The following is a 20,603-nucleotide window of genomic DNA, read 5'->3' as shown; positions in this document are numbered from 1 at the left end:
ACCTACTTATTAGGGTCGCTTGCTTTTTATAATTTATTAATATACATACTATTGATCCAACCACTGTTAGCAATTTTATACCAAGTTAGTCCATTTTCGTGATGCTGCTCTTTAGCAATTGCAACAAAGTCACCATCTGCCACGCTACCTGTTGGTAGGCCATAAGGCGCTTCAAAGATTTCTGTTGTTTTCCCAGGCAGAAAATCAACTACTGCGTTAGGTTGATCATTTTCAATATCTAAATCTTGAATATAGTTAATGTTTTCAACATTTGGTGCGGTATCAGAAAGTGTCATCAAAGAAGCATCGTAACGTACCCATGCATGGGTGCCCACTTGATACCAAAATTGACCGTTCCCAGAAATTACGCGTAAAGGCGTTGCCCAATAACTTTGCGATAGGAGTGTGGTTGTGATATTGGCGTAATCATCTGGTAATTCTTGGGCGAGCACCTCAGATTGTAGTGCAATATACATATCGACACGATGGACAGCACGCCAACTTTTCGGCCGATAATAGAGATGAAGTGACTGTGGCGATGTGCCAAACACACCTGTTAGTTCACCAGAGTTGTCAACATAGGTAAATTCAGAAATATCAGGCGCATCAATCGTATATTTCGTATTAAACTCGCCATCTATGCGTTGTGGGGATTTAAGTGTTTCGTGTGTTGCAATATTTTCATAATATACCCAAATGGGTGCTTCTTTTGTCATAGTTTAACCTCTCACGTTATTATATCAAACTCAAGTATACTAACGTGTAAACATTTAGGTAGGCTAGATTTTAGATAGATGTCTTGTCTGCAGTCTATGGTTGAGTGGTCTGCGATAATCATGAATGGTAGAACCAGGTATCATATAGGGTCAGTGGGGCATGCCTTTTGTGAGCGCTAGCCAAGTATAGGGATTCAATTTTAACCGCCGCCGTTACTGGAACTGGCCTACCTTCTAAATAATCGTCAATATGGTCATAAGTTACACCCAAGGCTATTTCATCTGGTAGTTGTGGTCTATCGTCCTCTAAGTCAGCAGTTGGTATTTTCTCATACAATGCGGTTGGCGCGCTAAGTGACTGGAGCATTTGACGTCCCTGACGTTTATTTAAACGCCATAAAGGATTGATGTCTGTACCGCCATCACCATATTTTGTAAAGAAACCAGCAAATGCCTCCGCGGCATGATCTGTGCCGACGACAACACCTTGATTTTCTCGTGCAACAGCATATTGTGCGATCATACGCATTTTAGGTTTGATCGAACCACGACTCATATCGTCAACAATCAGGCCACCTTGTCGTAAGGCATCAGTCATGGCATCGGTAGCTGTTTTAATGTTAGTCGTGAGGGTTTGATCAGGTTGGATAAAATCTAGAGCAGAAAGTGCATCAGAGGCATCCAACTGAATACCATAAGGTTGTCGGACAGCAATAAGCTGGTAGTTAGTTTTATCTGTTTTCTCATTGAGTTCATCAATAGCAATTTTAGCTAGTTTACCAGCCAATGTGGAATCTTGACCGCCAGAGATGGCAATGACATAACTTTTATATTGGGGATTGTGTTTCAAATATTGTTTTAAAAAGTCAACGGATCGCCGTATTTCCAGCGCAGGGTCGATAATAGGCTGCACATGAAGATCAGCAATAATTTGAGATTGTAATGGGCGCATTTTAATTCTCCTTAACTGATTGTCTGACACGATTAATAGCTGCAGTTTTAGCATCATATAATTGTTGTGATAAGGTGACAGCATATTTTTTTGGTTGGTTTAGCTTTTTGAAATCGTTGGGTAGTTGAGACAAAGCGTTCTTGGCGTATGTTTGAATATCATGAATTGATGGACTTGTATATATTAGCTTTCCGGTAAGAAAAATATCATGTAAAATAGGGGTGCCAGTTGATACTTCTGTCGTTAATGTTAAAATATCACCGGTTGTTGTTCGCCAAATTTGTTTTTTGCCTGGTGTTGATATTTTACCAACATCATTGGACAATTTAATGGTATCTTGACCATCCAAGCTTACCATTTTGTACACAGCACCAAGTGCTGGTTGATCAAAAGCAGTGATGAGTTTTGTACCAATACCCCAAACGTCTATTTTTGCACCATGTGATTTTAAATCAGCAATCGCATATTCATCTAAATCATTTGAGGCGTATATTTTGGCATTGGGAAAATTTGCGGTGTCCAGCATTTGACGAATCGTTTTTGACAGTGAGATCATATCACCTGAATCAATACGAACACCTTGAAAGTTAATCTTTTTACCGAATTCTTGAGCAATTTTAATTGCTGCAGGTACACCAGATTTTAAGGTATCAAAAGTATCAACTAAAAAAACAACGTCGTGATGTGTCCGTGCGTATGCCTTAAAAGCAGCATAATCACTTTGGTAAGCTTGGACTAATGCATGCGCATGCGTACCAGAAACTGGTAATTCAAATAACTTACCTGCGCGTACATTTGATGTCGCATTAAAACCACCGATATATGCAGCCCAAGTTCCCCATAGTGCCGCATCAAATTCTTGCGCACGACGTGTGCCAAATTCCATGAGTGGGTCACCTTCTGCAGCAGTGACAATGCGCGAGGCTTTCGTAGCAATCAATGTTTGAAAATTAATGATGTTGAGTAATGCTGTTTCAAGTAATTGTGCATCAATTAATGGCCCCTCAACCTGAAGAAGTGGTTCATGATCAAACATCACTTCCCCCTCATAAGGTGCCCGTAGTGTCGCAGTTAGACGCCAGCTTTTTAAATAGTCTAAAAAAGCGTCTTCATATAGATTAAGTGATTTTAAGTAGGCTAGGTCGCTTTGGCTAAATTTTAAATGATCAAGGTACTTGATAACATGTGCCAAGCCAGCGAAAACAACGTAGCCATTGTTAAAAGGCATGTGCCGAAAATAAGCCTCAAAGACGACTTGTTTTTGATCAATACCACTTTGCCAGTATGTGTAAATCATATTTATTTGATATAAATCAGTATGTAACGTGAATGAATCATCTGAGTAAATCATCGTGATTTCCTTTAAAATTATTAAACTCATTATAGCAAAAATATTGTGCAAAAGCCGTGATATAATTAAAACATGAAAGAAATTTTGACAAACAATCGATATGAAACGCAACAGTTTGCTGCAAAAGTCGCTCAGTTATCTATCCCAGGATTAGTCATTGCATTATATGGTGATTTGGGTGCTGGAAAAACAACGTTCACGCAAGGCTATGCAAAGGCACTTGGGGTCACTGCGCGGGTTAAAAGTCCAACCTTTAATATTATGAACACATACAACGGACGTGATTTTCCAATTTATCATTTCGACGCCTATCGTCTAGAAGCAACCGGTGCACAAGATCAAGGATTTGAAGATTATGTTGGGACTGATGGCGTCACTTTGATTGAGTGGCCTGAGTATATGGCAGACTTACTACCTAATGACCGTTTAACGTTGCACTTTTTCCGTGGGGATAGCGATGATGATCGAATGATTCGCATTCAGGGGCTAGGTGACTGTTCAGAAATAGAGATGCAATTATGACTTTTGATATGACGAAACCGATTACTTTTGAATTAGCTGAAGCAACATTGGAGCAAGCTGTATCTTGGCAACATCTCATTCAGGAATTGATGACCGAAACGGATACTTTTTTGATTGCTAGTATGCGCGATGACGATGTTATACCTGAAATAAGTGACGAGCCAGCAATTACCTTGTTATTAGTTGCTGAACAAGGAACAGAAGCGCAGCCAGTCGGTATTGCTTCCATTGAGGGGGGCGAAGTTGGTATGGCAATTTTAAAACAATTTCAAGGTGCCGGACTTGGTCATAGTTTGCTGTCAGCGCTACTGGATTGGGCTAACGAAGTCGGTCTGGAAAAAGTCTGGCTTGATGTACAAATTGATAACGCGGCTGCGATTCATATTTATCGACAATTTGAATTTCAAAGTCGTGGTGATACGGTGAACTATGTTTTGCCGAACGGTCGCGTAACGACGTTACAACGTATGGAAAAAATGTTAAATTATCAAGGAGAGTAAATTGTGAATTTTATTGCAATGGATTTTGAAACAGCGAATCATGAAAAGCACTCAGCGGTATCAATTGCAATTGCTGTTGTACGTCATAATCAAGTTGTCGACAAGTTTTATAGTTTGATTAAACCAGAAACTTATTTTAGTGCACGAAATACGGCTGTACACGGTTTGAAAGAAAGCGATGTTGCGCAGGCGCCTAAATTTCCAGAAGTTTGGAAAATCATCGCGCCACTTTTTAAAGAAGATAAATTAGTGGTGGCACATAATGCTGCATTTGATAACAGTATTTTAAAAGGCACGTTAGCGTACTATGGTATTGAAGAACCACATTATATGTTGTTAGATACCGTGCGTACTAGTCGTAAGTTATTGCCTGATTTTAAAAATCACAAATTAAACACAGTGGCTGAAAATTTTGGAATTACACTTGATCATCATCATAATGCATTGGATGATGCGGTAGCAGCAGCAAATATTTTGATTTACGAGGCTGATCATTTTGGTGTTGATAATCTTAAATCCTTTGTGCAAAATAAATGACCGCTTAATCGATTAAGCGGTCATTTATCAGTTAAATATTAATTTCTAATGCAATTGGGGCATGATCTTGTCTAAGGCCAGTATCTATGACATGACTGTCAGATACTTTTGCTGCAAGACGATTACTGACTAAGTAATAATCAATTCGCCAACCAGAGTTGTTAATTTTACTCGTTTTACTAATTTGCGCCCACCAAGTATAAATACCTGGTGTATCTGGATTCTTCATACGTAACGTATCAGTAAATCCGGCCTCAAGTAAGGCAGAAAATTTCTCTCGTTCTGGATCAGTAAATCCAGCAGAATGATGATTAGTTTTAAAGTTTTTAAGGTCAATTTCTTGATGTGCAACGTTCATATCGCCACTAAATATCACGGGCTTTTTATTATCAAGTCCCTGCAAATAACTACGGTAGGCATCATCCCATGCACCGCGATCGTCTAAACGGGCCAAGCCAGAACCAGAGTTTGGTGTGTAAACGGTTGAAACATAAAAGTCCTCGAATTCGAGTGTGATTATACGTCCCTCAATATCCATTGTATCAGGCGCAGAAATTTTAGGAAATGTCACTTCAAGTGGTTCGTTACGTGATAAGAACATTGTTCCTGAGTAGCCAGGACGTGCTGTACTAGAATTAACGTAGATATGGTAATCAGGAAATAGGTCACTTAAAGCAGCGGCTTGTTTTTTGGTCAAGCCAGTTGGTTTTAGCTTTGTTTCTTGAATGGCAAAAATGTCAGGTTTGCGTGCGGCAATCTTATTGAGCACGTCCCATGTCATTTCACCACGCGCTGATTGATGTTGAATCGCAGCGTTGATTGAATCAATGTTCCAAGATATGAGTTGCATAAATGATGTCCCTTTTTAGATGTCGTGTCGTTGACACATGGTTTGTTAATTAGCGTAGCGTTTCATAAAACGAGGAAGTGCTGCGCTAATTTGGGTTGGTAATGTGACGTATTGCGTGTGTGCTAGTTCGTCAGCTATTGCTGAATGGCTATAAACAGCTGCTAGTGTTGTATCAATTAACGGTGTGAGTAAAAATTGGGCGGCAAAACCTGCAATAATCCCTGCCAAAGTATCGCCCATACCACCGGTTGCTTGGTATGGACCGCCAATTGGTAGCTCGTAAATCCCTTTATTTGTATAAACTTGTGTATGAAATTGCTTCAATACAATAATGGGCTTCTGAATAAATTTTTCGCGAGCTAGTATATTAAATGCCTCAAAAGATTGTTGTTCAACAGAAACACCGCTCAGCCGTTGCCATTCCATTTGATGGGGTGTTAGAATCAATCGTGATTTTGGCCAAGGTAAATGATGCTCTGCAACTAACGTGAGTGCGGAGCCATCCACAATTAAAATTTGTTTGGCAAAGACGGCTGAAAAAGTATGTTTAACGATGTCCAATCGATCACCCAGACCAGAACCAATTAGTATCACGTCACTGGCTTGAATGGCGTGAGTTAGGTCATCATTGAAATCCATCACCATTGTTTCAGGTAAATGGCTGTGTATCGCGGTAAAATTGATAGGATCAGTGGCCACAGTGACTAATCCAGCGCCGGAATTTACTGCAGCTAGGGCATTCATAATAACTGCGCCGCCAAATTGTTTGGTGCCACCAATAATTAGTACACGACCATATGTTCCTTTGTGTGAGTCATTAGCTCTGTTTTTGATGACTTGATAGAGTATTTGTTCTGACAATTTTTCCAAAACCTGACACCTCTTTGGCATATTATAGGAATATGGTAAGTTTTAATGTGTTAAATGATTGCGGTTAACCCAAAGTGTTGTGACTGCTAAAATAAGTAGGCCTAAATTAGCAGCAAGTATTGCGAAAGTCATTTGTTCGACAATCCAACTAACCAGAGAAACGAACATCAATATAATGGCGATGAGTGTCGCATAAAGTGTTGTCTTATTCATAAGTAGTATCCTTAATAATACGTGAGTTATATTTTCAAAACATATTTATTTGAATGTTCCCGTATTGTGCATCGTTCAATGATATTTGATTACCACTGAGCTACATACCATTAATTTTATATGATTATGTGATGTTTTACAATCTGTGTCATGATTTATGTATCAATTTTAAAATAATTGTTTTACTTGCTATAATAGCAACAAACAGTATAATGAGAAGTATATTAAATAATGAAAGGTTTTCTAAAAACATGACAATTGATTGGCAAAAAGAGACAGCTTCGCGTCAAGTCGCTTATATTGAAGATTTGAAATCGTTGTTAGCTATCGAATCAGTTCGTGATGATTCAAAAGCAACAAAAGATGCACCGCTAGGACCAGGACCTACAGAAGCACTACTTAAGGTATTATCTATTGCTGAACGCGATGGATTTACAACCAAAAATATTGATAATATTGTTGGATATATTGAAATTGGGCCAAAAGATGCTGATGAATACGTTGCTATATTAGCCCATGTTGATGTGATGCCTGCTGGCGAGGATTGGCATACAGAACCTTTCGTGCCAGTAGTGACTGAAGACAAAATTATTGCACGTGGTGCATCAGATGATAAGGGGCCAGGAATGGCTGCCTATTATGCTTTTAAAATCTTATCAGATTTAAATGTGCCGTTAAAGCGACGTGTTCGTTTGATTTTTGGCACAGATGAAGAAAATGATTGGTTGGGCATGACACGTTATTTTGAGGTTGAACCAGCACCTGTCTTTGGTTTTTCACCAGATGCAGAGTATCCAATCATTAACGGTGAAAAAGGAAATGTTCAGGTTGTCCTTGATGGCGATGCCACAAATGGTGACGCTGATCAATTACTTGCTTTTGAATCTGGACTTAGAACGAACATGGTTCCTGGTGTTGCTAGAGCAACAGTGCAGACAGATGACGTCAATCAAATTGTTGCAGCATTTCAAACATTCTTAACTGACAATTCTGAAATATCAGGCACAACTGATACGACTGGCAATGACATTAAATTTGTTCTAAATGGTAAGCAAGTTCACGGTGCTATGCCTGAAACTGGTAAAAATGCAGGAACTTACTTAGCTAATTTTTTGCAGACACTTAATTTTGGTGGTACAGCAAAATCATTTGTGACTTATTTAGGGACACCCGCGCATCAAGATACGATTGGTAAAAAATTCGGCGTGAATTACACAGATGATGTCATGGGTGCTTTGTCTATGAATGTCGGCATTCAAAAGTTTGTTGCCGGTGAGCAAGCTTTCATCAATTTTAATTTCCGTTATCCAAAGGGTATCACACCTGACGACATTGTTGCAGGCTTGACATCAAAACTTGATGGTTGGTCTGTTGTACCAACTATTGGTGGGCATGCGCAAGTGCCACATTATGTTGCACCCACTGATCCGATCGTGAAGACGCTTTTGCGTGTGTATCATGAACAGACTGGCTTACCAGCGCATGATCAGGTTATTGGTGGTGGTACTTATGGCCGACTAATGGCACGTGGTGTCGCTTTTGGGGCACTATTCCCAGATTCACCCGATACGATGCATCAAGTGAATGAATTTGCTTTATTAGATGATTTGTATCGTTCAATTTCAATTTATGCACAAGCAATTGCTGAAATTACTAATTTAGATGAGTAACTACTATAAAAGCCAGAACGATTGTTCTGGCTTTTTTGGCCAATAGAAAAGGATAAACGCATGGCAAAATATACGGATAAAGAGCTACGGGAACGATTAACGCCTGAATCATATGAAGTAACACAACATGCAGCGACTGAGAGACCGTTTACTGGTAAATACGATCAGTGGTGGGATGAAGGTATTTTTGTGGATGTTGTTAGTGGTGAACCATTGTTTAGCTCAACAGATAAGTATGATGCTGGGTGTGGTTGGCCGTCATTCACACAAACAATTGATGATCAACATATCGATCGTCATGTTGATCATTCGTTTGGTATGACACGTACGGAGGTGACCTCGCGTGACGCAAAATCACATTTAGGACATTTGTTTACTGATGGGCCAGCTGATAAAGGTGGTTTAAGGTATTGCATTAATTCTGCTAGTCTAAAGTTTATACCGAAAAATGAATTAGCGCAGGCAGGATATGAACAATATCTTGAATTGTTTAATTCTTAACAAAACTGTGATAGTTTTTGGGCTGTTCTTTGTTATAATGTAAGAAATGCTTTCTGGAGAAGTGAACATGACGGAGAATTCACGAACGAATAGATTTTGGCAATATTTTAACCCACGCAATATCATTAAGGAGCTATTGTTTGGCTGGACGTTGGCAGAAGCAACGTTATTTATTGTCTTAGTATTATTACAGATAACAGTCTGGGGATTTGGCGTTGGACATAGTCACTATTATGATTGGTTTGGCCTTGCAACGGGGTTAATGAACATTATTACAGTTGTATTGGTAGCTAAGGGACGAATTACGAACTATTTTTGGGGACTCGTATATTCAGCTATGTATATGCCATTGGCATTCCAATCACAGTTATTTGGTGAAGTTGCGCTCAGTGCCTTTTGGGTTATCATGCAATTTGTGGGTGTGATAGCTTGGCTCGGCTTTATGCGTCGTGATCAAAATGTTGAGAACGATCATCAAGATGTTGTTAAAACACAATTCATGACAATCCGACAATGGTTGTTTGTTGTTCCTGTATTTATTGTGATTTTAGCAATTGTTGGGTTAATATTAGAGCAGGCTGGTTCACGTCAGCCATATATGGATGGTTTGACAACTACAATTTCAATGGGTGCACAAATACTTCAGACGGCAAAATTAGCCGAGTCTTGGTATGCTTGGTTATTGTTTGACCTTGTTGAAATTGTTTTATGGGCGCGTGCTTGGACTGGTCATGCCGACCCGAGTGCGTTTGCTATGCTCGGGATGAACTTAGCACTAACTGTGAATGCAATTTATGGAATCATACAGTGGCGCAAACTAACAAAGAAAGAATAAGGGACGAGCTATCATTTTAATGATAGCAACGTACAGTGGTAAAATGAGGACTATTGCGGGAAATCTATATAAAGATGATTTAATAGGTGATAAAATTGGCGTTTTTTTTGGTACGTTAGCACCAATGCACGTTGGTCATCAAGCAGAAATCTATAAAGCGGCCGCATTAAATGATGGTGTTGTTGTAATTGCTTCAGGATATACAGGTGATCGTGGTGATCAAATGGGATTGTCTGTTGAAAAGCGCTTCCGCTATTTACGTGAGGCTTTTAGCGATGAAACAGATATTAAAGTGGATTATATCAATGAAGATAGTATTCCTCAAATGCCTGCTGGGTGGAATGAATGGACACGCATTCTAGTAGAAACTGTTAAACGAAATGTCGTTAATCCAGCCGCTAAAATTACGTTTTACACGGGAGAGCCTGAATATAAATTAGAATTAGAAAAGCGATTACCAAAAACAGGCCAATTTAATGTTAGTTTAATGGATCGTACCGTGTTAAAAATATCTGCGACAGATATTCGGAAAGACCCTATTGGTAACTGGGATTATATTAATCGTGTATTTCGACGTCATTTCGCAAAAAAGGTGACGGTCATGGGATCTGCCTCAACTGGTAAATCAACATTGGTCAGACGGTTGGCACGAACAAGTAACTCACCATTTTCAGAAGAATATGCACGTGAATATCAAGAACGCTCAAATGTGAGTGATAATGAATTAGTTGTAAAAGATTATATTCGCTTAATTCAAGGGCAATACGATGCAAATTCTAAAGAAATTAATTCACCAGCTAATAATGGATTAACTATTTTTGATACTGATGCAATGGTTACCAAGGTGTATGCTAATCTTTGGCTAAGTAATGAAGATAATCGTCAATTACAGCCTTTATTTGATAATACGATTAGTGAAGAGTTGATCGATCTCATCCTTGTTATTCCGCCGGTGACTCCTTATGTTAACGATGGATTCCGTAATATGACCAGTGCGGATAATGAATCCAGATGGTTGTTTCATAATGAATTAATGCGTGTCATCAAGCAGTATGGTTTTATGGATAAAGTTGTGCTACTTGATGCGAAAGGGGATAATGAAGACCCATACGGTTATTATGCACGCTATCTACAGGCATTAGAAGCTATCCAGGAAAAAACAGGATTTAATATCAAACATTTATAATATCAAATAAAAAAACTGTCTAAGGATGGTTTTTTTATTTTTTCAGTATTGACTTGTGATAAAAAAGCGACTACAATTAAATTGTTAATTAATTCACAAAACAGTTAGGAGAATAACATGTCAAAGAAAGTAGCAATTGTTACAGGTGGCGGACAAGGTATTGGCGAGGGCATCGCTTTAAGGTTAGCACAAGACGGTTATGCTGTTGTTGTTAATGGTCGAACAGAAAGTAAGTTAATAGCCGTTATTGACAAAATAAAGGCAGCCGGTGGTGAGGCAGCTGCTTTTGTGGGGGATGTTCAATCACGACAAACTAATTTTGATTTAGTATCATTTGCCTTGGAGAATTATGGTCGACTGGATACGTTTGTCGCCAACGCAGGTGTGGATTGGGTGGATACAATTGAAGAGACACCTGAATCAGAAGTTGATAATATTTTAAATATCAATTTAAAATCACAAATATGGGCACTTCAAGCAGCGCCGGCAGCCATACGTAAAAATGGCAAGCAGGGTGGAACAATTATTTTAGCTTCTTCAATTGCTGGTATGGAAGGCTTTGAAATGTTAGGTATCTACTCAGCAACAAAGTTTGCGGCTCGTGGATTAATGCAAGCAGCAGCAAAGGAATTAGCTGCTGATAATATTCGTGTTAATGCCTACAATCCAGGGATTGTTTTGACACCAATGTGGGACGAAATCGATGCGCGTTTTGCTGAACGTAAGAATGTCCCACTCGGTTCAACACGTCAAGCTTTCATTGACGGAATTTTACTTGGTCGTGGTGAAGAACCAGAAGACATTGCTAAGTATGTGTCGTTCTTAGTATCAGATCAAGCTGATTATATTACAGGCCAATCATTAGCAGTTGATGGTGGAATTAAGTTTCAATAATTAAGTGGCTACTGTGATACTCTTTAGATGTGTGTCAGCTTAACGGGAGCTTAAACCATTACAAGACAACATTTACCTTACTTCTAGAGACACGAGTTCAATATAAATTATATGCAACAAAACCAAAGTGCTTAGGCACTTTTTTTGTATCATATTTGTCATAAAAATTAAGTTTAAGCGGATAACCATTATGGTATGATATACATTGTTATAAAAAATCACGTTAAATGTGAGATGGAGAAAGGGAGATTTTCCTGTTGTGGTAAATAAGAAATTGCACGTCAAAGAATTACTCGTTTCAACAATAATTATTGGAAGTGTTTTAGGCACGTTATCTACGGCTAGTGCTGATGAAAGTACAGCGCATGTCGCGACACAGTCGTCAAGCAAAGTGGCCTCGGTTCCGAGTTCGAGTGCGGTATCGTCACAGGTACCAAGTACTAAGAAATCAAGCTCATCATCAGTGACAGCGCAGCCTTCTGTTTCCGCTACGAGTTCGACTCAGAGCACTAGTGCTAATGTCACGCCGTCAACACGTGCCGTTCAAATACCCCAGTCTAAATTTAAAACCGGTTCTGTGGTTGCCTTGACTGTTGTGGCAAAGACATCAAACGGTACACAATTGAATGGTTACGATAACCAATCGGGTGTTGTGACGAAGGTCATTGCACCAAAAAATGCCAAGGAAAATTACGCTTATGACATTAAATTAGACAACGGTGTTGTGGTGTCTAATGTTTTAGAAACAGGTGTTGTTGCGTTTGTGAAAACAAGCGCGTTTGCGATTAATAACCGCGTTGAGATTAAAAAAGATGCTACACAAGATGGTGATGCTAAAAATATTAGCGCCTATCGTGGTATTGGGGGCACGATTACTAAGGTTACACGCTTTCACAGGTTATCATCAAACTTTTATTATCAGGTCACTTTAGATAATGGCGTTGTGATAGCCAAAGTCTTAGAACAAGACTTACAACATTATACGAATAAACCAGTCCATAAGGATGGTTGGTCGAATGAGAATGGCACCACTAAGTACTATGTTAACGGCGCGGCTGTTGTTGGTGAAAAGCAGATTAAAGGGTATTGGTATCATTTTAACCAAAGTGGTGTGCAATCAAAAGGATTAACGACACTGGCGCATAAGACAGTATTTTACGATGTTAAGTCAGGTCAAATGAAGTATGGTTATGTTTGGTCAAATGGCTCATTGATGTTTTTCGATACAAGTGACGGACACGCGATAACTGGTGTGAGACATTACAGTGGTGGTGTTGAAGTCTATGGGTCTGATTTCAAGCAAGTACGCAATAATTATGCGACAGTAGGCGGTTCAAGATATTATTTGACTGCAAATGGTGACGCTTTTAAGGGGTCGCGGAAAGTTAATGGCCAGTTAGAATTTTTCGGTGCTAACTATGCACAAGTACGTAATAACTATACATGGTTAAATGGGTCACTCATGTTCTTTGACGCAAATGGACATGCGATGACTGGTATACGTCATTACGGATCAAACATGGAATATTATGATACGAATCATAAACAAATACGTAATAAGTATATACGTACAGGAAACACATATTATTACATGAAAGCTAACGGTGATGCCTATAAGGGCTTACGTCAGTATAGTTCGACAGGTTTTGAGTATTACGGCACTGATTTTAAACAAGTGCGTCATAACTATGCCACAACGAATGGCACAACCTATTATTTCAATGGTGACGGTGATGCCATTAAGGGTGTACGAAAAGTCAATGGCAAGCTTGAATACTATGATAATAATTTCAAGCAAGTACGCAATAACTATGCATGGTTAAACAGGTCACTCATGTTCTTTGACGCGAATGGGCATGCGGTGACTGGTATACGTCATTATGGCTCAAACATGGAGTACTATGACGTTAATTATAAGCAAATTCGGAGTAGCTATATTCGTACGGGTAATACGTATTATTATTTAAAAGCTAACGGTGATGCCTATAAGGGCTTACGTCAGTACAGTTCGACAGGATTTGAGTACTATGGTGCTGATTTCAAGCAAGTACGTAATCAGTCGGTAACTATTGGTGATAACATTTATCATTTCAACAAGGATGGCGATGCTGATTCAATCAAGCCTAAAAAACCTGCAGCCGCTAAATATGCAAAGAATGCTAGCGTATATCTTACCAGCAACGCGGATCAATCAGTAAATGGCAACCATAATTTGAAAAAATATGCTGGGCAAAATGTTAAAATCATTGATGCGACTGCTGTTCAAAACGGACAGTCAAATTGGAAATACACAGTCAAACTTAATAACGGTATAGTAATCAAAGATGTACTTGAAACAGACTTACAAATCAACAAAGTTAACTTTAAAGTTGATACAAATAAGTTAATTGATTGGTTTGAAAGTCGCAAAGGGAAAATAACATACTCAATGTACGGTTCTCGTAATGGTACAGACGGTACAGCTGATTGTTCAGGTTCTGTTGTACAGGCGATTCGTGATGCGGGTGGTACACCTTATACATGGCTGTACAATACTGAAGCTATCCATGATTATTTAAAGGGCAACACTTACCAACTCATTGATAATAATGACCGCGATGGCTGGATGTCAAAGCGTGGCGATATTGTGATTTGGGGACAGCAAGGTCATAGTGACGGTGCTGCCGGACATATTGGAATTATCACGAATAATGCAGATAATCCATTGTTTATTTCAACTTGCTATATCACACAAGGTCAAAAAGGTACAGCTGTTCAAGAAGTACAATATAATCAGTATGCCGCTAGAAATGGGTACCCTTACTATTACGTTTATCGATTAGCACAGTAACCAAGTATCGTTAATTGTATAAACGCCATAAGCGGAAAAGTTTGCTTATGGTGTTTTTCTATCTAGAAATTTGAGATTCTAATACAAATAGATGAATTACTTGTAACAAATAAGATAAAATTGTTGTGATTTACCGGTATTTAAGATAGAATTAAAAGGTATTTAAAACATTTGGAGGACTTACAATGTCTAACTGGACAGTAGCTGCGGATCAAAAGAACCAAGGCACATTAGAATTTGAAATTTCACGCGCACAAGTTGAAGAAGGTTTGGAAAAGGCTTTCCAACGCAATAAGAACGAAGTTTCTATCCCTGGTTTCCGTAAGGGTAAAGTAACTAAGGCACTTTTCTTTTCAAAGTTTGGCGAAGAAGCTTTGTATCAAGAAACAATGGATATCGTTTTGCCAGCAGCTTATGAAGCAGCTGTTGAAGAAGCTGGTATTACACCAGTTGGTCGTCCTAATATCGAACCCGTGTCAATGAATAAGGGTGAAGCATGGACAATGAAGGCCGAAATTGCTACGGCACCTGAAGTTAAATTAGGTGAATATCTGAACCTTGAGGTTGAAGCTGCAGACACTGAAGTAACAGATGCTGATGTTGATGCTGAAATCAAGCGTTTACAAGATGGTCAAGCAGAATTAGTTTTGCAAGAAGAAGCTGTGAAGGCTGAAAACGGCGATACAGTTGTGATTGATTTTGATGGTTCAGTTGATGGTGAGCATTTTGATGGTGGCCAATCTAACGACTTTTCATTAGAACTTGGTTCTGGTCAATTTATTCCAGGATTTGAGGAACAATTGGTTGGACATACATCAGGTGAAGATGTTAACGTGACTGTGACATTCCCTGAAGATTACCAAGCTGCAGATCTTGCTGGCAAGGAAGCATTGTTTGAAGTTAAAATTCATGAATTGAAGCGTAAGGAATTACCTGAGTTAGATGATGAATTTGCTAAGGATGTTGACGAAGAAGTTGAAACGTTAGCTGAATTGAAGGAAAAAACAACAAAGAAGTTGTCTGAAGAAAAAGCTGAGTCAGCACAAGCAGCATTTGAAGATGCAGTGATTACAAAAGCAGTTGACAATGCATCAATTGATGGCGATAAAATTCCTGACGCTATGATTGATGAAGATGTTCACCGTCAAATTGACCAATATTTGGCACAATTGCAACAACAAGGTATTTCACGTGAAATGTTCTTCCAAATTTCAGGTCAAACTGAAGATGATTTGCATAAGCAATTCGAAGAAGGTGCAGCAACACGTGTTAAGACAAACTTAGTTCTTGAAGCAATTGTTAAAGCAGAGGCTATCGAACCTACTGAAGATCAAATTAATGCAGAAGTTGAAAGCTTAGCAACACAGTACAAGATGGAAGCTGCACAAGTACGCGCTAATTTGTCAGATTCATTGTTGAAGCATGATATTTCTATGCGTGAAGTCATTAAAAAGATTACTGATTCTGCAAAGACAAAGTAAATTATCACGCAACATCATAATGAGTTGTATAGAAAAGTCATCCCAAGTGTTATTGGAGATGACTTTTTGTATACAATAAGTCATCTGATAACGTTTAAAAAAGTAATTTGTCGTTAAAAGCATAGTGTAATCTGTTAGAATGGAATAGTATTTTAAATTTTATAAAGAAGCATTTAGTAAATAAATTCAAAGGATAAAAATATGGCAAAAACACCAGATTTTGAAGAAGAAATTTATTGTAGTTTTTGTGGAAAATCTGCAAGTGAAGTAAAAAAAATTGTTGCTGGGCCCAATGGTATTTATATTTGTAATGAGTGTGTTGACTTGGCTAAAAATATTATTGACGAGGAATTACCAGTTAATCAAGTACCAAAAACATTATCTTTGCCAACACCACATGAAATTGTTGCGGAATTAAATGATTATGTGATTGGACAAGAGGATGCTAAAAAAACGCTTGCTGTGGCAGTCTATAATCATTACAAGCGCATTAACGAAAATTACACGCCAACAACAGATGTTGAGCTGCAAAAGTCAAATATTGCCTTAATCGGACCAACGGGGTCTGGAAAGACCTATTTAGCGCAAAGCTTAGCACGTATTCTTGATGTGCCATTTGCTATTGCTGATGCGACAACGTTAACAGAGGCAGGTTATGTTGGTGAAGATGTTGAAAATATTGTATTGAAATTGCTTCAATCAGCTAACTTTGATGTTGAAGCGGCTTCACACGGTATTATTTATGTTGATGAAATCGATAAAATTGCTAAAAAATCAGAAAACGTGTCAATTACCCGTGACGTTTCAGGTGAAGGTGTGCAGCAAGCGCTTTTGAAAATGCTTGAGGGTACAATTGCTAGTGTGCCACCCCAAGGTGGTCGAAAGCATCCACAACAAGAGTTGATTCAAGTTGATACCACCAATATTTTGTTCATCGTGGGTGGTGCTTTTGCTGGCATTGATACGATTATTAAAGAACGTTTAGGTGAACGAGTCATAGGGTTTGGATCAGATGCCAATGATAATGCGGCTGCTCTAAATTCTGAAAATATTTTGGCACATGTTCAACCTGAAGACATGACTAAGTTTGGTCTTATTCCAGAATTTATTGGTCGTTTACCTATCGTTACAGTGTTGGACGAATTAAAAATTGATGATTTAACACGTATTTTGACTGAACCTAAAAATGCCTTGATCAAGCAATATACAACACTACTTGGTTTAGATGATGTTGTGTTGGAATTCCAACCAGATGCACTAGAAGCCATGGCAGAATTAGCAATTAAGCGTCATACTGGCGCACGTGGCTTGCGATCAATTATCGAATTAGCCATGAAAGATGTCATGTTTGATATCCCTAGCCGTGATGATGTTGCAAAAGTTATTATCACAAGGGCTAGTGTTGTGTCTGGTGAACAACCTGAATTACAATTAAAAAAGGTGACAAAATAATGGATGTACACAATGTTGATATGGTGATGAGTGCGGTTTCTGCTTCTCAGTATCCAACTGATGGTAAACCAGAAATAGCTTTAGTGGGTCGCTCAAATGTTGGTAAGTCGTCTCTAACCAATACTTTAATTCAACGTAAAAATTTTGCTCGAACATCATCACAACCTGGTAAAACTCAGACGTTGAATTTTTATAATGTTGAAGACAAGCTATACTTTGTGGATGTACCAGGTTATGGTTATGCCAAAGTTTCTAAGAAGCAACGTGAAGAATTTGGTCGGATGATAGAGGAATATATCACCTCTCGTAAGCAGTTGCGTGGTGTTGTGAGCTTAGTTGATGCGCGACACGAGCCTAGTGATGACGATGTTTCAATGTACGAATGGCTACATTTTTACAATATTCCAATATTAGTTGTGGCTACAAAATCTGATAAAATTTCCAAGGGTAAGTTTAATAAATATGAATCTAATATCAAACGAGTACTAGGATTTGATAGCGATGATAGTGATTTTCAATTCTTTTCTTCGGAAACAAAATACGGGAAAGACCAAGTTTGGCAATGGATTGAAGCACATATGTAATATGTAAGGACTGTTCAGGCAGTCCTTTTTGCTTGCTTGAGAAGTTTATAAATGACATATATTTGATACAATAAATGTATGACTAAAATGCAATATGCACAAATCATTGTTGATGTGCCAACGATGCAAACCAACCAACCGTACACCTATATTGTGCCAGATGCTGTCCGTGAGACGTTAAAACCAGGCATGCGTGTTGATGTGCCTTTTGGTCATCGACATGTCATGGGATTTGTTGTTGGATTACATGAGACAACTGAATTAGAAGATGAAAAACTACGTTTCATAGCTCGAGTGCTAGATTTATCACCTGTTTTGAATACAGAATTATTGAATTTATCAAACTACTTAGCACAAGAAACATTTGCGTTTCGTATTTCAATACTACAAATGATGTTACCTAATGCACTAAAAGCGAACTATGAACGTGTTCTGAAGATCGTTGATGAAGTTGATGATGATACACGTGATCGTTTATTTAAGGGCTTAGATGATATGATTTATCGCGCGCGTGAATTAAGCGAGGTGGATATTGCCAAACTCGCGCAATTACAGCGTGAGCATCGTATCACAGCTTCTGTGAACGTGACTAATCGTGCAAAAATAAAAACGCAGACAGCCTATCGTTTTACTGATGAGATTGATTTATTAGAAAATGAATCTCAATCGCTTAGGGCATCAGCAAAAAAACAGAAAATTTTATTGTCGTTCATTATGGGACATCTAGGTGAAACGTGGGTAAAAAAGGAATTACAGGAAATTATTACGGTAAGTGACGCGACGCTTAATCAGGCTGTGTCTAAAAATTGGTTAGAAAAAGTACGTGTAGAACAGCTTCGTGATCCATTTTCAGCAACTCGCGTTGCACCAACGCAACCGCTGGCATTGAATGAAGAACAACAAACAGCTTTTGAGCGTATTGTATCAAGCGCAGATAGCATGCGTTATCAGCCATTTTTACTAGAGGGTATCACGGGATCTGGCAAAACAGAAGTATACTTACAGGCAGCGCAGCATGTTTTTAATAAAGGGAAGACAGTACTTTTTTTAGTCCCAGAAATTGCGTTAACGCCGCAAATGGTTCGCCGTGTCAAATCGCGATTTGGCACGCAAACTGCCGTATTGCATTCAGGTTTATCTGATGGTGAACGATATGATGAATGGCGTCGTATTGAACGTGGTGACGTTAAGATCGTTGTAGGTGCACGTTCAGCTGTCTTTGCGCCATTAGATAATATTGGTCTAATTATTGTGGATGAGGAACATGAAACTTCTTACAAACAGAGTGATAATCCAAGATATAATGCACGTGATGTAGCGCTTTGGCGCGGTGCATATTATCAAATTCCAGTCATCCTAGGTTCGGCTACACCGTCACTTGAAAGCCGTGCTCGCGCACAGCGCGGCGTGTATGAATTATTACGGTTAACACATAGAGCAGGTGGTGCCAAACTACCTGTTGTTGAAATTGTTGATATGACAACAATGATAGCAGATGGGCCGGAGACTAATTTTTCAAAACAGCTTAAAGACAAATTAACTGATCGATTAAATCGTCAGGAACAGTCTGTACTGATGTTAAACAGGCGTGGCTTTTCAAGTTTTGTGATGTGTCGCGACTGTGGCTATGTACCACGTGATCCAAACTGTAATTTAGCGATGACTTTACATATGGATTCACGCACTTTGAAATGCCATTACTGTGGCCACGAAGAACCAATCCCGACAAAATGTGCGCAATGTGGTTCAAGTCGCATTCGTTATTATGGTACGGGAACCGAGAAGGTTGAAACTGAGCTTCATCAATTGTTTCCAGATGCTCGCGTGATACGCATGGACCAAGATACGACACGAAAAAAAGGCCAAATGGATCGCATGCTTCAAAAATTTGGCAACCATGAAGCCGATATTTTATTAGGTACTCAAATGATTGCAAAAGGACTTGATTTTCCAGACGTCACATTAGTTGGTGTATTAAATGCTGATACGGCCCTGGGATTACCGGATTTTCATGCAAGCGAAAGAACATTTCAATTGTTAACACAAGTCAGCGGCCGAGCTGGTCGATCAAAGAAATTGGGGGAAGTATTAGTACAAACTTTTAACCCACAACATTATGCCATTACGTATGCACAACATCATGACTACGAGGGCTTTTATCAACAAGAAATGGCTGTACGCCATGCTGGTAATTATGCGCCATATTATTACACTGTTCAAATTCAAGCCAGCCATAGTGAGGAAAATGAAACCGCAAAGCAAATGATACAAGTTGCGCGTTGGCTAAGATTACATTCCGATGAGCATGTCATCATCCTTGGACCGTCACCTAAGCCAATTGCAAAATTACGTAATCGTTATTATTTTCAAATTATTTTAAAATTCAAGCAACGACATGAAATGGACAATTTATTAACTGAATTACAAAACAGAGCGCAAAAAGCTAAAAATGGGTTACAATTAACGATTGATCGTGAACCTATTTCTTTTATGTAACAAATGCGTGACATTATTCTATGGTATAATGAATAAGAAACAAAATACTCGTCAGTACGGGTATTTTTTAGTGAATAAAGGTAGCATCGTTTTTAATGCGATTTACTAATTATAAATGCCATATAAACATGTTAGACAGATGATATTAGGAAAGAGGCACAGC

The 20,603-nt window shown here is 38.7% G+C and carries 19 protein-coding genes; 13 read left to right on the top strand and 6 right to left on the bottom strand.

All coding sequences use genetic code 11. The features are described from left to right. Nucleotides 1-26: 26 nt before the first annotated feature. From LKI_RS02885 to pncB, 3 genes are all read right to left on the bottom strand, one after another. On the bottom strand, nucleotides 27-716 hold the full coding sequence (locus tag LKI_RS02885) for a MucBP domain-containing protein (protein ID WP_013102652.1): 690 nt from the start codon (nucleotides 714-716) through the stop codon (nucleotides 27-29). A 118-nt stretch (nucleotides 717-834) separates the two neighbouring features. Next, nucleotides 835-1,668, bottom strand: coding sequence for an ammonia-dependent NAD(+) synthetase (gene nadE / locus LKI_RS02880; RefSeq protein ID WP_013102651.1), 834 nt, complete (start codon nucleotides 1,666-1,668; stop codon nucleotides 835-837). 1 nt (nucleotide 1,669) lies between these two features. Then, complete coding sequence (gene pncB, locus LKI_RS02875; RefSeq protein WP_013102650.1) at nucleotides 1,670-3,019, bottom strand: nicotinate phosphoribosyltransferase; 1,350 nt, start codon at nucleotides 3,017-3,019, stop codon at nucleotides 1,670-1,672. A 72-nt stretch (nucleotides 3,020-3,091) separates the two neighbouring features. Here pncB and tsaE point away from each other — a divergent pair, with 72 nt between their 5' ends. Genes tsaE through LKI_RS02860 form a run of 3 tightly spaced genes read left to right on the top strand, consistent with a single transcriptional unit; the run spans nucleotide 3,092 to nucleotide 4,578 of the window. Next, complete coding sequence (gene tsaE, locus LKI_RS02870; RefSeq protein ID WP_013102649.1) at nucleotides 3,092-3,541, top strand: tRNA (adenosine(37)-N6)-threonylcarbamoyltransferase complex ATPase subunit type 1 TsaE; 450 nt, start codon at nucleotides 3,092-3,094, stop codon at nucleotides 3,539-3,541. Further along, nucleotides 3,538-4,041: a GNAT family N-acetyltransferase gene (locus LKI_RS02865; protein ID WP_013102648.1), complete on the top strand. Its 504-nt coding sequence runs from the start codon at nucleotides 3,538-3,540 to the stop codon at nucleotides 4,039-4,041. Before tsaE ends, LKI_RS02865 begins: the two co-directional genes overlap by 4 nt. A 3-nt stretch (nucleotides 4,042-4,044) precedes the next feature. Continuing rightward, the gene (locus LKI_RS02860) at nucleotides 4,045-4,578 is read left to right on the top strand and encodes a 3'-5' exonuclease (RefSeq protein ID WP_013102647.1); all 534 of its coding nucleotides are present in this window, start codon (nucleotides 4,045-4,047) and stop codon (nucleotides 4,576-4,578) included. A 31-nt stretch (nucleotides 4,579-4,609) separates the two neighbouring features. Here the strand turns inward: LKI_RS02860 and LKI_RS02855 are convergent, their stop codons facing one another. Genes LKI_RS02855 through LKI_RS10980 form a run of 3 tightly spaced genes read right to left on the bottom strand, consistent with a single transcriptional unit; the run spans nucleotide 4,610 to nucleotide 6,511 of the window. After that, entirely contained in the window at nucleotides 4,610-5,428 is an 819-nt protein-coding gene (locus tag LKI_RS02855; protein ID WP_013102646.1) for an exodeoxyribonuclease III, read from the bottom strand. 45 nt (nucleotides 5,429-5,473) lie between these two features. Next, nucleotides 5,474-6,298, bottom strand: a complete 825-nt coding sequence (locus LKI_RS02850) for an NAD(P)H-hydrate dehydratase (protein ID WP_013102645.1) — start codon at nucleotides 6,296-6,298, stop codon at nucleotides 5,474-5,476. Nucleotides 6,299-6,340: 42 nt separating this feature from the next. Continuing rightward, the gene (locus tag LKI_RS10980; RefSeq protein WP_013102644.1) at nucleotides 6,341-6,511 is read right to left on the bottom strand and encodes a hypothetical protein; all 171 of its coding nucleotides are present in this window, start codon (nucleotides 6,509-6,511) and stop codon (nucleotides 6,341-6,343) included. A gap of 251 nt (nucleotides 6,512-6,762) precedes the next feature. On the opposite strand from LKI_RS10980, the gene pepV reads away from it, so the two are divergent. The 10 genes from pepV to priA all read left to right on the top strand — a co-directional run bounded on the left by pepV (nucleotide 6,763) and on the right by priA (nucleotide 20,440). Beyond that, a complete protein-coding gene (gene pepV / locus LKI_RS02845) occupies nucleotides 6,763-8,181 on the top strand; it encodes a dipeptidase PepV (protein ID WP_013102643.1) in 1,419 nt (472 codons plus the stop codon). A 60-nt stretch (nucleotides 8,182-8,241) separates the two neighbouring features. Beyond that, complete coding sequence (gene msrB, locus LKI_RS02840; RefSeq protein WP_013102642.1) at nucleotides 8,242-8,682, top strand: peptide-methionine (R)-S-oxide reductase MsrB; 441 nt, start codon at nucleotides 8,242-8,244, stop codon at nucleotides 8,680-8,682. A gap of 67 nt (nucleotides 8,683-8,749) precedes the next feature. Then, nucleotides 8,750-9,517: a nicotinamide riboside transporter PnuC gene (pnuC, locus tag LKI_RS02835; protein ID WP_013102641.1), complete on the top strand. Its 768-nt coding sequence runs from the start codon at nucleotides 8,750-8,752 to the stop codon at nucleotides 9,515-9,517. Nucleotides 9,518-9,560: 43 nt separating this feature from the next. Continuing rightward, the gene (locus LKI_RS02830; protein ID WP_041762724.1) at nucleotides 9,561-10,703 is read left to right on the top strand and encodes a nicotinamide-nucleotide adenylyltransferase; all 1,143 of its coding nucleotides are present in this window, start codon (nucleotides 9,561-9,563) and stop codon (nucleotides 10,701-10,703) included. 117 nt (nucleotides 10,704-10,820) lie between these two features. Then, nucleotides 10,821-11,597: an SDR family NAD(P)-dependent oxidoreductase gene (locus tag LKI_RS02825; protein WP_013102639.1), complete on the top strand. Its 777-nt coding sequence runs from the start codon at nucleotides 10,821-10,823 to the stop codon at nucleotides 11,595-11,597. A gap of 259 nt (nucleotides 11,598-11,856) precedes the next feature. Beyond that, the gene (locus LKI_RS02820) at nucleotides 11,857-14,427 is read left to right on the top strand and encodes a peptidoglycan amidohydrolase family protein (protein WP_013102638.1); all 2,571 of its coding nucleotides are present in this window, start codon (nucleotides 11,857-11,859) and stop codon (nucleotides 14,425-14,427) included. 185 nt (nucleotides 14,428-14,612) lie between these two features. Beyond that, nucleotides 14,613-15,908 (top strand): trigger factor, encoded by a 1,296-nt coding sequence (gene tig, locus LKI_RS02815; protein ID WP_013102637.1) that lies wholly within the window; start codon nucleotides 14,613-14,615, stop codon nucleotides 15,906-15,908. A gap of 201 nt (nucleotides 15,909-16,109) precedes the next feature. Continuing rightward, complete coding sequence (gene clpX / locus LKI_RS02810) at nucleotides 16,110-17,360, top strand: ATP-dependent Clp protease ATP-binding subunit ClpX (RefSeq protein WP_013102636.1); 1,251 nt, start codon at nucleotides 16,110-16,112, stop codon at nucleotides 17,358-17,360. Next, nucleotides 17,360-17,944 (top strand): ribosome biogenesis GTP-binding protein YihA/YsxC, encoded by a 585-nt coding sequence (gene yihA / locus LKI_RS02805; protein ID WP_013102635.1) that lies wholly within the window; start codon nucleotides 17,360-17,362, stop codon nucleotides 17,942-17,944. The genes clpX and yihA overlap by 1 nt, the downstream gene beginning before the upstream one ends. Nucleotides 17,945-18,022: 78 nt before the next feature. Beyond that, entirely contained in the window at nucleotides 18,023-20,440 is a 2,418-nt protein-coding gene (priA, locus tag LKI_RS02800; protein ID WP_013102634.1) for a primosomal protein N', read from the top strand. The last annotated feature ends 163 nt before the right edge of the window (nucleotides 20,441-20,603 follow it).

The sequence above is a fragment of the Leuconostoc kimchii IMSNU 11154 genome (genome assembly GCF_000092505.1).
GTDB lineage: Bacteria > Bacillota > Bacilli > Lactobacillales > Lactobacillaceae > Leuconostoc > Leuconostoc kimchii.
This window is presented reverse-complemented; position numbering and strand designations above follow the sequence as displayed.

What these genes read in the sequence shown, in the direction of transcription:
- msrB (WP_013102642.1), top strand. Translation starts at nt 8,242, where the DNA reads ATGGCAAAATATACGGATAAAGAGCTACGGGAACGATTAACGCCTGAA.
- LKI_RS02855 (WP_013102646.1), bottom strand. Translation starts at nt 5,428, where the DNA reads ATGCAACTCATATCTTGGAACATTGATTCAATCAACGCTGCGATTCAA.
- pncB (WP_013102650.1), bottom strand. Translation starts at nt 3,019, where the DNA reads ATGATTTACTCAGATGATTCATTCACGTTACATACTGATTTATATCAA.
- LKI_RS02885 (WP_013102652.1), bottom strand. Translation starts at nt 716, where the DNA reads ATGACAAAAGAAGCACCCATTTGGGTATATTATGAAAATATTGCAACA.
- priA (WP_013102634.1), top strand. Translation starts at nt 18,023, where the DNA reads ATGACTAAAATGCAATATGCACAAATCATTGTTGATGTGCCAACGATG.
- LKI_RS02825 (WP_013102639.1), top strand. Translation starts at nt 10,821, where the DNA reads ATGTCAAAGAAAGTAGCAATTGTTACAGGTGGCGGACAAGGTATTGGC.
- LKI_RS02830 (WP_041762724.1), top strand. Translation starts at nt 9,561, where the DNA reads ATGAGGACTATTGCGGGAAATCTATATAAAGATGATTTAATAGGTGAT.
- pnuC (WP_013102641.1), top strand. Translation starts at nt 8,750, where the DNA reads ATGACGGAGAATTCACGAACGAATAGATTTTGGCAATATTTTAACCCA.
- tsaE (WP_013102649.1), top strand. Translation starts at nt 3,092, where the DNA reads ATGAAAGAAATTTTGACAAACAATCGATATGAAACGCAACAGTTTGCT.
- clpX (WP_013102636.1), top strand. Translation starts at nt 16,110, where the DNA reads ATGGCAAAAACACCAGATTTTGAAGAAGAAATTTATTGTAGTTTTTGT.
- nadE (WP_013102651.1), bottom strand. Translation starts at nt 1,668, where the DNA reads ATGCGCCCATTACAATCTCAAATTATTGCTGATCTTCATGTGCAGCCT.
- LKI_RS10980 (WP_013102644.1), bottom strand. Translation starts at nt 6,511, where the DNA reads ATGAATAAGACAACACTTTATGCGACACTCATCGCCATTATATTGATG.
- pepV (WP_013102643.1), top strand. Translation starts at nt 6,763, where the DNA reads ATGACAATTGATTGGCAAAAAGAGACAGCTTCGCGTCAAGTCGCTTAT.
- yihA (WP_013102635.1), top strand. Translation starts at nt 17,360, where the DNA reads ATGGATGTACACAATGTTGATATGGTGATGAGTGCGGTTTCTGCTTCT.
- LKI_RS02865 (WP_013102648.1), top strand. Translation starts at nt 3,538, where the DNA reads ATGACTTTTGATATGACGAAACCGATTACTTTTGAATTAGCTGAAGCA.
- tig (WP_013102637.1), top strand. Translation starts at nt 14,613, where the DNA reads ATGTCTAACTGGACAGTAGCTGCGGATCAAAAGAACCAAGGCACATTA.